The following is a 14,357-nucleotide window of genomic DNA, read 5'->3' on the forward strand; positions in this document are numbered from 1 at the left end:
GAAAATTCTATCTATTCCCTAAGCCAAATGTAAGTTATAATCGAATTGACACCTGTCAAGACACACCATTATACATTGTGTCGTTCTGGGCATATGACTCATACGATAAAAAAAGGGGGAACTAATTCATGAAGAAAAACAGCATGTGGTCGCTTAACTTCACGACTGCCGCACTCGTCCTTATTCCAGCAGCTATCGGCATCAACTACCTTGGAAAGTTGTTTGCTGGTCTGCTTAAATTGCCGCTATGGCTCGATTCAATTGGCACAGTGCTTGCTAGTATGCTAGCAGGTCCGATTATCGGTGCCATTGCAGGGATTGTGAACAATATTATTTACGGCTTCACTGCCGATCCGATTTCATTCGTCTATGCAATTACATCGGCAGTCATCGGTCTTGTCGTGGGAATCATGGCGTATAAAGGATGGATAGCAAACGTAGGAAAAGCACTTGTCCTCGGACTTGTCGTCGGCTTAATCGCCGCCACAGTCTCAACTCCGCTTAATATCATGTTTTGGGGTGGGCAAACCGGGAATGTATGGGGTGATGCACTATTTGCAACAATGATGGCACAAGACATGCCGCTTTGGTTTGCATCATTCGCAGACAGTATTGTCGTTGACGTGCCCGATAAAATGGCGACGGTTCTAATCAGTTTCCTTCTCTTCAAAGGATTGCCTAAAAATTTGACGCATATGTACGACAACCGTTCGGAAATAGAACGTCTTTAAGGACTACGTAAGCGGCCTGCTTCACCGGGCCGCTTACACTAGATTATACTGTTAGGAGGATTCCCGTGAAAAACATGACACTGTATGTAGATAAGGATTCGTTCATCCACAACATCGACCCGCTTACTAAGCTCTTATTCGTCTTCATATCAATCGCATTGACATATATCCTCCCGACTCATTTATTCGTCATCTGTGTCTTGGCATTTACGCTTTTTCTATTACTTACAGGCAAAGTGTTCACGTACATTTTGCCGGTTATTGGTGTCAGCCTACTGTTGATTATTTCTATCATCATCGTTCAAGGTTTCTTCCATCCGGACCGTGCTACACTCCTTTTTGAAATTGGACCTCTTCCTATTTATAAGGAAGGATTCGCATTCGCACTGCTACTTACCCTCCGTATCATTAATATGGTGTGTGCGTTCGGTGTTCTCATTTTGACGACGAAACCAGATGACCTGGTCGAATCACTTATCAATAAGGGAATGTCTCCTAAAATCGGCTACGTTTTTCTATCAGTTTTACAGATTATCCCGCAAATGATTGCAATGACTAGTAAAATTACCGATGCTCAGCGGGCACGTGGAATGGAAACAGAAGGGAATTTACTTACGCGTATCAAGTCATTTATCCCACTTCTCGGTCCAGTTGTTCTCAATTCATTAAACGATACGCGTGAAAGGTCTATTGCGCTTGAAATACGCGGCTTCAATGCGAAAGGAACAAAAACATTTTTGAATGAATCCTTTCATTATAAATACGGTCTCATCTTGAAAATTATACTTGTCATCCTATTGATCGCCGCTATCGTCTGGAGGGTTGCCTTATGAACAGTATCCGCGTCGAAAATCTAAAATATAAATACCCGAACACCGATACTTTCGCGCTTGACGATATTTCATTCACAGTTAAAAAAGGAGAATTCGTTGGTATAGCAGGCATGAATACCGCTGGAAAAACGACACTATGTTATGCACTCAGTGGCCTGGTTCCCCATTTCTTCAAAGGTGCGTATGGTGGGGATGTTTTCATTGGCGACATGGACGTGCTTGCACATGAAATCAGCGACATTACAGCGAAAGTTGGACTCGTTTTTGAAAATCCTTTTTCACAAATGACAGGTGCAAAATTCACGGTTTACGATGAAATCGCCTTCGGACTCGAAAACTTGGGCATCCCTCGTGACGAAATGCATAGGCGTATTAAAGAAAGTATGCAGTTCCTCGATATCGAAGCATTACGGGATAAAAATCCGTTCTCCTTATCTGGCGGGCAAATGCAACGTGTCGCAATTGCCAGTGTTATCGCCATGAAACCGGATATTTTAATACTTGACGAACCGACATCACAGCTCGATCCACAAGGTTCTGAGGAAGTTTTCCGCATCGTTGAAAAACTGTCGAGAGAAGGTATGACGATACTAATGGTTGAGCAGAAAATGGAGAAACTTGCCGCCTATTCCGATCGTATTTTTCTCATGCACGAAGGTAAATTGATAGATTCTGGACCGTCTGCTGAAATCTTTTCACGTGATGATTTACAGACTTTCGGAGTCGAACCACCTGTTTATACTTCAGTCGCAAAAGCGCTTCATTTAAAAAACGAGTTGACTGGCCTCTATCCGATTTCACTCGAAGAAATGCCTGTAAGTGGAATTACTATTGGGGATATACGGGCAGTCACCGAATCCTCAACTTCAACAAAAATGGCTAGTCCTGAAATCTCCGTAAAAGATCTCCAGTTCAGCTATAACAAGGATACCCCCATTTTGCGCGGAATTAGCGTGACGTTAAGTGGTGAACCTACAGCCATTATTGGACAAAACGGTGCAGGAAAAACCACTTTCGTCAAATTATTGAAAGCTTTATTAAAGCCAAATGCTGGCGAAATCATCATAAATGGCACGAATACGATAGACACGACCGCGGCAAAACTTGCGGGCACTATCGGACTCATTTTCCAAAATCCAAATGACCAGATTTTCAAAAATAATGTCTTGGATGAAGTAATGTTCGGTCCGCTCAATGTTGGACAAACGCCTGAAGTTGCACGCTTGAATGCCGAGAAAATGCTTAATCGCGTTGGACTATTAACTAAAGCAGAAGAAAATCCATATGATTTAAGTCTAGCCGAGCGAAAAATGATTGCTGTTGCATCCATTCTTGCAATGGATACAGACATCGTTATTTTCGATGAACCGACAATGGGGCAAGATGCAAGCGGTAAGGCGATGCTAAAAGAAATTATCCATGAGTTGCATGCGCAAGGTAAACTTGTGCTTTGTATTTTGCATGATATGGATTTTGTCGCTGAAACATTTGGTCGAACAATTATAGTAAGTAATGGACAGTTGTTATTTGACGGCCCGACTCGTATTGCTTTTTCAGAAGTGGCTATTCTCCACACTGCTCGTCTTGAACAGCCCCATATTACCCAACTTGCTCATAAGATGGGCTATGATGAGATTTTATTAAAAGAAAATGAATTGATCAACGAATAAGTAAAAGACCGCGTCGCCAACTACTAGGCACGCGGTCTTTCACTTTATAATCGGAATCTTGATATCGTTGCGTTCAAATCATCGGTTAGTTCGCGAAGTGCTGTCACCTTGTCCACTACTTTCCCGATAGACTCTAGTTGCTCTTCTGCTGAAGCGGAAATCTCCTCACTACCTGCCGCCGTTTGTTCCACGACCGCACTAATATTTTCGGTATTCTCAAGCACCGTAACATTGAACTGTTTCGAATTATTCACGCCTGTAACGAGCTCTGTCAACGCTTCCGTAATATTCCCCATTCTATTTTCGATGTTTGCAAATGTATCGAGTGTTCGGGTTACATTGCCGTCTTGCGCTTCGGCAATTTCAACACCTTTTCCAACTGATTCAGAAATTGAGCCAAGTCCGCCTTTGATTAGATTAACCATATCGAATATCTGTGCAGTTGCGGTTGTTGATTCATCAGCTAGTTTCCTTACTTCCGATGCAACTACTGCAAATCCTTTCCCCGCTTCCCCCGCACGCGCAGCTTCTATTGCAGCATTTAGCGCAAGTAAGTTTGTCTGCGAAGCAATGTTAGAAACCGCCTTGGCCATATCTTCGATTCTTATTGCATAGTGCGTAAATTGCTCAGTCGCATCTTTAATCGATTCCGATGCTACATTATTGCTATCGATAAGTTCCCGCTGTTCATTGATGGCGCGACGCCCTTCAACAATTGCCTCGTTAGCCATAGCTGCAGAATCAGCCGAATTTCTTGCCCGGTCGACATTAAATTCGAATTCCTCATTCATCTGCTCTATGAGCTCTACGGAATGTTGCAAGTCCTCGGAGATACTTTGGGTTCCCTTTGCAAGCTCTTCCGTCGATAATGTCACCTGGTTGCTCGCTTCTGTAAGATAACGATTTTCTACCTCTAGCTCTTTTGTGTAGTCATCCACTTTTCGGCTTGCCCCGTCAATGGATTGCAATAATGTCCGTAGATGATTGGTCATGGATGTAAATGAGTGATTCAATTGCCCGAGTTCATCTTTTTTATCATACTTAATCGGCTCGACGACCAAATTGCCCGCTGCAATTTCCTCGGCGTTCATCGCCAGCTTCTTAAGTGGATTTGTAATTGCGTTTGCCAGTCGGATAATGATTACCATTGTCCCCATTATGACAAATACGCTACCTATTATTGCGAATGTAATGATACCTTTAATTTTAGCAGCTAGTGATTCTTGTAAATAATCATAGTGTGCGGATGTATAGAGATCTACCATATAAATGTCATTGACAATCCCTACGTTCCGAAGCGATTGTCGATTGATTTCCGCGGAGTTATTTTCCTCAACAGCTGTAAGTGCTTGCTCTTTCAATAAATGAAATTTCTCTTGCGCCTTCAAAAGAATTGCCCGCGGCTCTTTCTCGTTAACAAGGCTTTCCGCAACGGAGAAATTTTCAGCGGTCGACTCCAGTTGTTGACGAACATTGTCTTTATTGGCGTCCGTCATGTTATAAGCAAGTGTATTCAAACTCTGCATTGACGCTTTGGTTTCTGCATTTACGTCATGAACAGCTAACAGCACGTTCAAGTAATCATTACTCGTATTTTGAATCGCCAGCATTCTGACAATAATAACTGCGATCATCAGAATTGATAGGCCAAGCATGAAAAGTGAATTGATCACTATTTTTTTCTTTATTGTCATTTCAACTTTCCCTCCTATCATTTCAGTCCTGATGCGGCTTGTTCAATGAGCGCATCTAACTTACCTTGTTCAACGTCCGTCAGTTCTAGCACTCGAAATGGAGCAAGACCTACTCCGTTTTCCGCCAGCCCCAGTTCGACATGACCGGATTGGATTTCTCCCGACTCCTTATAGGAAAGGATGATATCAAACAACGCACTATCAATATTTTTCATCATGGATGTAATGACGGCCTGTTCTGCATAAAAGTATTGATCACTATCTACACCGATTGCGTAGATACCCCTTTTTTCAGCTTCCTCCAGCATGCCCACTCCTGTGAAACCAGCAGCAGCGTAAAGAACATCCGCCTTGTCGTCAATCATCTTCGAAGCAATCTCTGCTCCTAAGCCATCGTCATCAAAGTTATTGGCATATTCATTGAGAATAACAATATCAGGGTTAACCGACTTCGCTCCTTGGATGAACCCTTGCTCAAACCGTTGAATAACTGGGACCTCCATACCACCGATAAAACCGATTACCTGTGAATTTGAAACAGTTGCCGCTACAATTCCAGCAAGCATACTTCCTTCGTCTTCCTTAAATGTAATCGATGTGATATTCGCAGCTTCCGAAACCGCATCAAAGAGAACGAATTTTTGATCCGGAAAGTCCAGAGCTACCTTTTCCAACTCCTGCTGACCGGTGAAACCTAGCGCAAATACTAAATCATTACCACTTTCCACAAGTTCTCTAAATCCTTTTTCATAAGTCCCTGTTTCCGCAAGTTCCAAGTATTCGACAACAATATCCTCTTCATCCCGCGCCTTCGTCAAACCCTTGAATGCCAAATCTGAAAATGACTGATCTCCAAGACCATTTTCCGAAAGCATAACACCCACTTTCACTTTTCCATCAAGCGGATTTTTTTCCTCAAGGCCACAGCCTGTAAGTATGAGTAAAGCTGTCGTAAGAACAATCAGTAGTTTTAATTTCATCCCTATCACTCGCTTTCATTTACCTTTTCCCTTATATTACATCGGATATAATTTTGATTTGTTGATAAAAAACAGCTAATGTCGTCTGATGTCTTACAACTGCATATTTTCAGACTATACTAGCGAACGATAGCGTGGTGCGACCTACTGTATGTAAACGCCGAACGAGCATATATCTCGCTAAACAAGCAGAAGCACAGCACGAACAATCATATATCTCGCAAAACAAGCAGAAGCGCAGCGCAAACAATCATATATCTCTCAAACCAAGCATAAGCACAGCGCAAACGATCATATATCTCTCAAAACAAGCATAAGCACTGCACGAACGATCATATATCTCGCTAAACAAGCAGAAGCACAGCGCAAACAATCATATATCTCGCTAAACAAGCAGAAGCACAGCACGAACGATCATATATCTCGCTAAACAAGCATAAGCGCCGCGCGCACGATCATATATCCACCCCAAAATCGCGGAATTTCAGCATCCGATGTTTCTCCATTGTCCAAGCACTTTATAATTTCCTACTACAACGAAAAACAGACCGTCACGGATTAAATCCATGACGGTCTGTTTTATTTCCTATATACATACGCTTCATTAGGGAAGTTATCTAGCAGAGTATCCGCCATCAATAACAAGTTCTGCACCTGTAATGTATGCAGCTTCGTCTGATGCCAAGAAAAGTACCGCATTTGCAACGTCTTCAGGTTTTCCAAGACGGGCAAGTGGTGTCATTCTCACAAGTGCTGTTACTACATCTTTTGACGATTCAAGACCTTTCGTCATCGGTGTTTCAATGATTCCTGGGAAGATGGTGTTAACACGTACACCAAATTGTCCGAAGTCCGCTGCAGCTGCTCGTGAAATTGCGCGAACTGCTCCTTTTGATGCAGAATAAGGGTTCAATCCCATTCCGATAAGTGCTGTATAGGAAGAGATATTGACGATTGAACCTTTAGTTGCTTCTTTCATATAAGGAAGTACATGTTTCATACCAAGGAATGGACCGAAACTATTGATATCCGACAGCCTGCGCCAGTCTTCAATTGTAATTTCATTCATTCCTTTTTCCGTAGAAATACCAGCATTGTTAATTAAAATATCGATTTTCTCAAGTTCAGCAACCACTTTTTCAACGGCCGCTTTCCACTCTTCATCGGAAGTGACATTCAATTTAACAGTCATAACTTTTTCATTGTTGCCCCACTTTTCTTCCAGTGCTGCTTCATTAATGTCTGCTGCAATTACAGTAGCACCTTCAGCAGTAAACATTTTGACCATCATTTCGCCCATACCTGACGCGCCACCTGTTACGAATGCAACTTTATCTTGTAATCTACCCATTATGACCACTCCATTTCAATATAGTTTAACGTCTAAACAATAATCCCTTTTAGATCCACTTGCAATCTATTTGCTTTAGTAAGTATGTTGAATTCTGCACATCATTCTTTTCATTGAATACATCTGTACGAATCTCAAACCCTTGTTACTACAGCATTTTAGGAATACACTAGAAAGAGGAAGTTTTTGTATTAAGATCCTGAAAGAAGTGAATCGAATGTTCAAGGATAACCGATATCTTGATTACAATGGAGCCGGATTCCGCAAAGATCTGATTGCAGGAATCACTGTTGGTATTGTAGCCATTCCGCTCGGGATGGCTTTTGCAATTGCTTCAGGTGTCAAACCAGAATATGGACTTTATACAACAATTATCGCTGGGCTTATCGTTGCATTATTAGGCGGATCTCGTTTTCAAATCGCGGGACCCACTGGAGCATTCATCCCGATATTGCTCGCAATTGTTCTACAATATGGCTATGAAGATCTGCTTATTGCTGGATTTCTAGCAGGTATTTTCCTCGTTATTATGAGTTTTCTCGGTGTAAGTAATCTAATTCATTTCGTCCCAAGATCTGTAACCATAGGCTTTACTACGGGGATTGCGGTCATTATCTTTACAGGCCAACTAGGTAATTTCTTTGGAATTACCGGCTTAGAAAAAAAAGAGTTTTTCCACGAAAACATGATTGATCTTGTCAATCAGTTTCACACGGTGAACGTCTTCAGCATAGTCACCGCCTTAATCGGGCTCATCGTACTATTCATATTGCCTAAAATAGCGCCGCGTGTCCCATTACTGCTTATTGCACTACTTATTCCGACCCTCATTTCGATTTTTCTATTTCCGAGTAAAGTTGAAACGATCGGGACAGCCTTCGGTGGTATTCCCAACTCACTCCCGAATTTTCATTTTCCACAAATCACATTGGAGAAGTTGGTCAATTTGTGGCAACCCGCCCTTATTATTGCCGCACTCGGTGCAATTGAATCATTGTTATCTGCTGTTGTTGCAGATGGTATGAAAAGCGGTGAAAAGCATGATTCGAAACGTGAGTTGTTCGGTCAAGGGATCGCCAATATGATAACGCCATTATTCGGCGGTATCCCTGCTACAGGAGCCATTGCCCGTACAGCTACCAATATTCGATCTGGAGCAGTCAGCCCAATATCAGGAGTCGTACAAAGTGTTTTCGTTCTTGCCTTTTTGCTCCTTTTCGCACCGTATGCCTCTTACATTCCATTAGCTGCAATGGCGCCGATTCTTATGTACGTCGCCTGGAATATGAGTGCACGCAAATCATTCACGCATATTTTAATGATCCGGTCGGGGGATTCTCTGGTTTTATTAACGACGTTCCTTTTGACGATTTTCATCGACTTAACGATTGCCGTTCAGGTGGGGATTTTGCTTGCTGCCCTGTCGTTCTTACGTAAAATGAGTGGTAAACTCGATATTAAAGAAGCGACCCTTTCCGATGTTGAAATTATTAAGTTCAGTGATAGCGATACATCTTCATTAGCAAAATATACCGTGGACGGCCCTATTTTCTTCGGTACCGCAAAAGTATTCGAAGACAAATATCCTGCAATTTTCCTAACAGGCGCGAGGAAAATCATTCTCGATTTGGAACACCTATCCGTTATCGATGCGACAGGTGAAGCAGCGCTCTATGCACTACTTGACGATGCCGATAAAGCGGGTATCCAAATTATTATCAAACGCTTGCCCAAAGAAAAGTTGCCCCTGTTCAAAAAGAGCGGATTGTATAACCGAATTGGCGAGGCTAATTTTTTCATGTAACTATCCACAAATCAAAAACATCGCATTGGGCGATGTTTTTTTGTTTAATCATTTAACATAATTAAACCAATTTTCCCAATTAACGAAACTTTATCAATGCGAAGTCGTAGAAGTAGTAGTAGTAGTAGTAGTAGTTTCATATTTAACTTTTGGCTAAACGTCGAAGAACAAGTTAAAAAGGGGAGGTATCATTATGAATCTTAGATTTATTAATAACTATTCTTCATTCCTTGTTAAAAAGAGCGTCCGACGGAAAATTGAAGTCATTCTCTTTGTTATTCTTCTTAGTTCGTTGGTTACGGGCTGTTCTCAAACTGAATCCGTGGATAAAAATGTTGTTGCGATTCAAACTGTTCTTGAACATGAATTTAATGCACCCGATAAAGAGTATATTCGAATGAAGAACGACCCAAGTAACATGACAATTGTAGACCAAAACGGCCTAGTGTCAGCTCCAGAAGAAGATAATGAACTCGAGATTTACCTGGAGGATAATTTCAGGCCTTATTTCACTGATTTTGGATATAGTGGCAAGGTTCTCTTCCTAACTTTACATTCACCGGCTGACGACAACGGCTATCAAATCACCGTCGACAAGATTAATGTGGAACCAGTCGATGGTAGACCGCGGGATTATGACTTTACCGTTCATGTCACGTATCAAAAAGACGGTGGCGATAAAATGAAAGCAGAGATAACGGGTCTCGCAACTTGTCCGGAAGAAGGGAAAATAGGGAAAATCCGCTACAATAAAGATCATTTTCTATTTGGAGAAATTTTAAGAGGCCAATAAAAATAGAAATGGATAATGTGAAAAAAGAGCTAAAACCATTATGGTTTATAGCTCTTTTTTTATTGATTCTAAACGGCGAGCATTTTGGGATTATCTCTTCAGGTCTTTTCTTCTGAACAATTACGGGCGATACTCCCCGATTCAAATTTATTGTTTAAAAACTATTTTAAACACTTAGTTTGACGCCCGTCCCTAAATTCATAGCTCGAATAGAATGTTAGTGAAAGGCAGTGAAAATATGAAATTTTACAACGACATTAATCATGAATGTTATAAATGCAAAAGCGATTGTTGCTCTTGTCAAAAAAAATGTAGAAAATGTTGCAAAGGTGACATCGGGCCGACTGGGGCTACTGGGGCTACTGGAGCTACCGGAGACATCGGACCGACTGGGGCTACCGGCGCTACGGGTGCTACCGGGGACATCGGGCCGACTGGGGCTATCGGTGCTACCGGAGACATCGGACCTGCTGGCGCTACCGGCGCTACTGGAGCTACCGGCGCTACTGGAGCTAACGGAGACATCGGGCCGACTGGGGCTACTGGAGACATCGGACCGACCGGTGCTACCGGCGCTACTGGAGACATCGGACCTGCTGGGGCTACCGGCGCTACGGGTGCTAACGGGGACATCGGGCCGACTGGGGCTATCGGGGCTACCGGAGACATCGGACCTGCTGGGGCTACCGGCGCTACTGGAGACATCGGACCGACTGGGGCTAACGGCGCTACTGGAGACATTGGACCGACCGGCGCTACTGGAGCTACCGGAGACATCGGACCGACTGGGGCTACCGGCGCTACTGGAGACATTGGACCGACTGGCGCTAACGGTGCTACTGGAGACATCGGACCGACTGGAGCTACCGGCGCTACGGGAGACATCGGGCCGACTGGCGCTACCGGCGCTACGGGAGACATCGGACCGACCGGTGCTACCGGCGCTACGGGAGACATCGGACCTGCTGGTGCTACCGGGGACATCGGGCCGACTGGGGCTATCGGGGCTACCGGAGACATCGGACCGACCGGAGACATCGGACCGACCGGCGCTACTGGAGCTACCGGAGACATCGGACCGACTGGCGCTACCGGCGCTACTGGAGCTACCGGAGACATCGGGCCGACTGGGGCTACCGGCGCTACCGGAGACATCGGACCGACTGGCGCTATCGGTGCTACCGGGGACATCGGACCGACTGGCGCTACTGGAGCTACCGGAGACATCGGACCGACTGGCGCTACCGGCGCTACTGGAGCTACCGGAGACATCGGGCCGACTGGTGCTACCGGCGCTACCGGAGACATCGGGCCGACTGGCGCTACCGGTGCTACCGGAGACATCGGGCCGACTGGCGCTACCGGCGCTACCGGAGACATCGGACCTCCTGGGGCTACCGGCGCTACCGGAGACATCGGACCTGCTGGGGCTACCGGCGCTACCGGAGACATCGGGCCGACTGGCGCTATCGGTGCTACCGGAGACATCGGACCTGCTGGCGCTACCGGCGCTACGGGAGACATCGGACCTGCTGGCGCTACCGGCGCTACCGGAGACATCGGACCTGCTGGCGCTACCGGCGCTACCGGAGACATCGGACCTGCTGGGGCTACCGGCGCTACCGGAGACATCGGGCCGACTGGCGCTACTGGCGCTACTGGCGCAGCCGGTGGATTATCCGTATACGGGTATATTTACAATCTAGGTGCTCAGACGGTAGCTATAGAAGCTGATGTTATTTTTGATACAAATGGAATAATCACGGCTGGAATTACGCATGCCCCCGGAACCTCACAAGTTTTATTTACTACACCGGGAGACTACCTGGTTACTTTCTCCGTGTCGGGTGTAGAACCCAACCAATTCGCACTATTTTTAAATGGTGCGCCGGTTGCGGGTACAGTCTACGGTTCAGGTGCAGGCACCCAGCAAAACGACGGTCAGGCTATAATTGCCGTAGCAGCAGGTGATGTTCTTACACTTCGAAATCATTCTTCTGCCGCAGCAGTTACCCTTCAGACTTTGGCAGGAGGCACACAAACAAACGTAAACGCGTCTCTTGTCATTGCAAAATTAAACTAGTTTTGAAAAGATAGGGGACTATCGCAAACTCAATATAAAATTGTCATGCGGTTTTCAAGCTGTCAAGATAGAAAGCCTGACAAAACTTAATAATAACTACCTTGGTATCACAGGGCTCTAACTAAGAATTAAACAATTTCAGACCCAAACAACTAAGGAGCTCTATGACAAAGGTGCTAATAAAAATTTATAACTCTTAATGACTATTAAAGATTAATTTCAGAGTATTCATGTAGTAAGGTGTAAGATTCCTTGTATAAAGTGTATAAAATGTGTTAACAAGTTTTATTGGAGCGATGATTTTGCGTTGCCTCGTAATTTCCCGTTCACCGAAGCTATCACGAATTGTATGACACAATTGGAAAAACATTTTCCATGTGAACTAAAGCATATTTATCTACACCTAAAGAGAAGGCTCCCCGCTATGGGTAGCCTTCTTTTTGAGATTCACACTACTAAGCGAGCACTTTTGTACTCCCCCCTTCCTCAGGTCTTTTCCTCTGAATAAACCAGATGATGCTAATCAACACGAGTCCAATTCCGCTAGATAAAAATTCAGGAATTATTAACATTAACCCAGCACCGAGTAATACAAGCCGCTCCCAAATTTTGGAGTTACGGATGAAAAAACCAATGACAGCACTACTTACGCCAATCATTCCTAAAACGGCGGCTAGAACTCCAATAATCAATTTCCATACGACCACATCTACAAGAACCAGCATCGGATTGTAAATGAATATATACGGAATGATGAATGCCGCAATCGCCAGTTTCACCGCAGTAACCCCTGTTTTAAACGGATTGGCTTTTGCTATTCCCGCCCCTGCATAGGCGGCTAGGCAAACAGGCGGCGTGATATCGGCAACAATACCAAAGTAGAACACAAACATATGTGCAGCAAGTGGAGCCACCATGAAATCATTAATCAATGCAGGTGCAGCAATTGTTGCTGTTACAACATAGTTCGCAGTTGTTGGAAGCCCCATCCCAAGTATGATACAGGCAATCATCGTGAAAAAGAGCGCAAGGATCAAGTGACCACTTGATAACGCGATAATGCCAGAAGCAAATTTCGCTCCAAGTCCTGTAATACTGACGACTCCTGCTATTATTCCTGCAGTCGCCACCGCGGCGATAACCGGCAAAGCAACCCTTGCCCCCTGTTCAAGGACATTGACGATTTGGCGTATATTCATCCTAGAATCCTTCCGAACGAGCGAAACAAGGTAAGCAGATAAAATGCCAAAGAGTGCTGCCCGTTGTGGCGTGAAGCCTGACATGATGGTCCCGATAATAACGAAAAGAGGAATCAGCATATAACCGTCTCTAATAAGTAAATCCTTGAATCGAGGCAATTCGGATTTCGGCAATCCAATAATTTTTAATTTCTTCGCTTCGAAATGTGTTCCTATGAATATACCCGTGAAATAAAGGATCGCTGGAACAACTGCCGCTAACATGATGGTGGCGTATGAAACACCTAAGTATTCCATCATTATAAATGCCGCCGCCCCCATCATAGGCGGCATAATCTGTCCACCAGTAGAAGCCGCAGCTTCTGTGGCCCCTGCAAATTCCGGTGTGAAACCAGCTTTTTTCATCATCGGAATCGTGAATGATCCCGAGGCGACTGTATTTCCAACTGAACTGCCCGAAACTGTCCCTTGCAACGCACTTGCCACAACCGCAGCCTTGGCAGTCCCGCCCGTAAATCGTCCAGTTAAAGCGAAGGCGATGTCATTAAAAAACTTACCAATTGGTGTATGAACAAGAATAACACCGAAAAATAGAAAGAGATAAATGAACTTTGCCGAAATCTGTATGGGCGTCCCGAAGATGCCACTCTCTCTGTACCATAGATTTGTCGTTATCCGATCCATTGAAAATCCAGGATGAGAAAGAATCTGCGTCGGGATATACTTCCCTACAAGCGTATAGATAATAGCCACACCTGCTACAATGACAATCGGCAAACCAACTGTCCTCCTTGTTGCCTCGAGAACCAAAGCGATCCCTAGAATGGAAATGATGATGTCAATTGTACTATAGCCAGAAACTCGACTTTGCAATATCGAATCGAAGAAAATGATTTTATGGTAGGTCACATACATCGCAGTAAAAGCTAGCGTAACATCGTACCATGGAACTTTTTTATGCGTATTTCTCCATTCCTTTTTTGCAGGATAGAGAAGATAAATAATCCCTAAAGCAGTACCAAGATGTACCGCCCCTTGTTTTTGGGAAGGGAGCGTACCAAAATAGCCCGTATATAGATGAAAAAAAGTGAGTGCAACGCCAAGAAATGTTACGGCCCATGCCCATTTCCCAATTTGAGTGCGAAACTGATTTTCTTTATCATACTTCTCTAGGATTTCTTGTGCATCATTCTGCTGGGTGGCTTTCAATTGGCGTACT

Annotated in this window: 10 protein-coding genes; 6 read left to right on the plus strand and 4 right to left on the minus strand. The window is 44.2% G+C overall.

Annotated features, from left to right (window positions below; translation table 11 throughout):
- Window positions 1-128: 128 nt before the first annotated feature.
- The 3 genes from ACGLYD_RS14505 (at window position 129) to ACGLYD_RS14515 (ending at window position 3,234) form a co-directional block, all read left to right on the plus strand.
- Complete coding sequence (locus ACGLYD_RS14505) at window positions 129-731, plus strand: ECF transporter S component (protein ID WP_067212160.1); 603 nt, start codon at window positions 129-131, stop codon at window positions 729-731.
- Window positions 732-805: 74 nt separating this feature from the next.
- A complete protein-coding gene (locus ACGLYD_RS14510) occupies window positions 806-1,564 on the plus strand; it encodes an energy-coupling factor transporter transmembrane component T family protein (protein ID WP_399633254.1) in 759 nt (252 codons plus the stop codon).
- Window positions 1,561-3,234, plus strand: coding sequence for an ABC transporter ATP-binding protein (locus ACGLYD_RS14515; RefSeq protein WP_399628707.1), 1,674 nt, complete (start codon window positions 1,561-1,563; stop codon window positions 3,232-3,234). The genes ACGLYD_RS14510 and ACGLYD_RS14515 overlap by 4 nt, the downstream gene beginning before the upstream one ends.
- 44 nt (window positions 3,235-3,278) lie before the next feature.
- On the opposite strand, the gene ACGLYD_RS14520 is transcribed toward ACGLYD_RS14515, so the two are convergent.
- From ACGLYD_RS14520 to ACGLYD_RS14530, 3 genes are all read right to left on the minus strand, one after another.
- Window positions 3,279-4,928: a methyl-accepting chemotaxis protein gene (locus ACGLYD_RS14520; RefSeq protein ID WP_399628710.1), complete on the minus strand. Its 1,650-nt coding sequence runs from the start codon at window positions 4,926-4,928 to the stop codon at window positions 3,279-3,281.
- Window positions 4,929-4,945: 17 nt separating this feature from the next.
- Complete coding sequence (locus tag ACGLYD_RS14525) at window positions 4,946-5,908, minus strand: BMP family protein (RefSeq protein ID WP_187045627.1); 963 nt, start codon at window positions 5,906-5,908, stop codon at window positions 4,946-4,948.
- 613 nt (window positions 5,909-6,521) lie between these two features.
- A complete protein-coding gene (locus ACGLYD_RS14530) occupies window positions 6,522-7,259 on the minus strand; it encodes an SDR family NAD(P)-dependent oxidoreductase (RefSeq protein WP_399628714.1) in 738 nt (245 codons plus the stop codon).
- Window positions 7,260-7,476: 217 nt separating this feature from the next.
- Between ACGLYD_RS14530 and ACGLYD_RS14535 the strand changes: the two genes are divergently transcribed.
- The 3 genes from ACGLYD_RS14535 (at window position 7,477) to ACGLYD_RS14545 (ending at window position 11,939) form a co-directional block, all read left to right on the plus strand.
- Window positions 7,477-9,063, plus strand: a complete 1,587-nt coding sequence (locus ACGLYD_RS14535; RefSeq protein ID WP_187045628.1) for a SulP family inorganic anion transporter — start codon at window positions 7,477-7,479, stop codon at window positions 9,061-9,063.
- Window positions 9,064-9,256: 193 nt separating this feature from the next.
- Entirely contained in the window at window positions 9,257-9,856 is a 600-nt protein-coding gene (locus tag ACGLYD_RS14540) for a hypothetical protein (RefSeq protein ID WP_067212175.1), read from the plus strand.
- 238 nt (window positions 9,857-10,094) lie between these two features.
- A complete protein-coding gene (locus tag ACGLYD_RS14545) occupies window positions 10,095-11,939 on the plus strand; it encodes a BclA C-terminal domain-containing protein (protein WP_399628717.1) in 1,845 nt (614 codons plus the stop codon).
- Between the two features lie 455 nt (window positions 11,940-12,394).
- Here ACGLYD_RS14545 and ACGLYD_RS14550 read toward each other — a convergent pair whose 3' ends face one another.
- The gene (locus tag ACGLYD_RS14550; protein WP_399628720.1) at window positions 12,395-14,347 is read right to left on the minus strand and encodes a TRAP transporter permease; all 1,953 of its coding nucleotides are present in this window, start codon (window positions 14,345-14,347) and stop codon (window positions 12,395-12,397) included.
- Window positions 14,348-14,357: the final 10 nt, after the last annotated feature.

Source organism: Sporosarcina sp. SG10008 (assembly GCF_044569405.1).
GTDB lineage: Bacteria > Bacillota > Bacilli > Bacillales_A > Planococcaceae > Sporosarcina > Sporosarcina psychrophila.

Bases quoted from the DNA above. Each gene is read 5' to 3' on its own strand.
- ACGLYD_RS14520 (WP_399628710.1), bottom strand. From the start codon at position 4,928: ATGACAATAAAGAAAAAAATAGTGATCAATTCACTTTTCATGCTTGGC.
- ACGLYD_RS14540 (WP_067212175.1), top strand. From the start codon at position 9,257: ATGAATCTTAGATTTATTAATAACTATTCTTCATTCCTTGTTAAAAAG.
- ACGLYD_RS14545 (WP_399628717.1), top strand. From the start codon at position 10,095: ATGAAATTTTACAACGACATTAATCATGAATGTTATAAATGCAAAAGC.
- ACGLYD_RS14535 (WP_187045628.1), top strand. From the start codon at position 7,477: ATGTTCAAGGATAACCGATATCTTGATTACAATGGAGCCGGATTCCGC.
- ACGLYD_RS14510 (WP_399633254.1), top strand. From the start codon at position 806: ATGACACTGTATGTAGATAAGGATTCGTTCATCCACAACATCGACCCG.
- ACGLYD_RS14515 (WP_399628707.1), top strand. From the start codon at position 1,561: ATGAACAGTATCCGCGTCGAAAATCTAAAATATAAATACCCGAACACC.
- ACGLYD_RS14530 (WP_399628714.1), bottom strand. From the start codon at position 7,259: ATGGGTAGATTACAAGATAAAGTTGCATTCGTAACAGGTGGCGCGTCA.
- ACGLYD_RS14505 (WP_067212160.1), top strand. From the start codon at position 129: ATGAAGAAAAACAGCATGTGGTCGCTTAACTTCACGACTGCCGCACTC.
- ACGLYD_RS14525 (WP_187045627.1), bottom strand. From the start codon at position 5,908: ATGAAATTAAAACTACTGATTGTTCTTACGACAGCTTTACTCATACTT.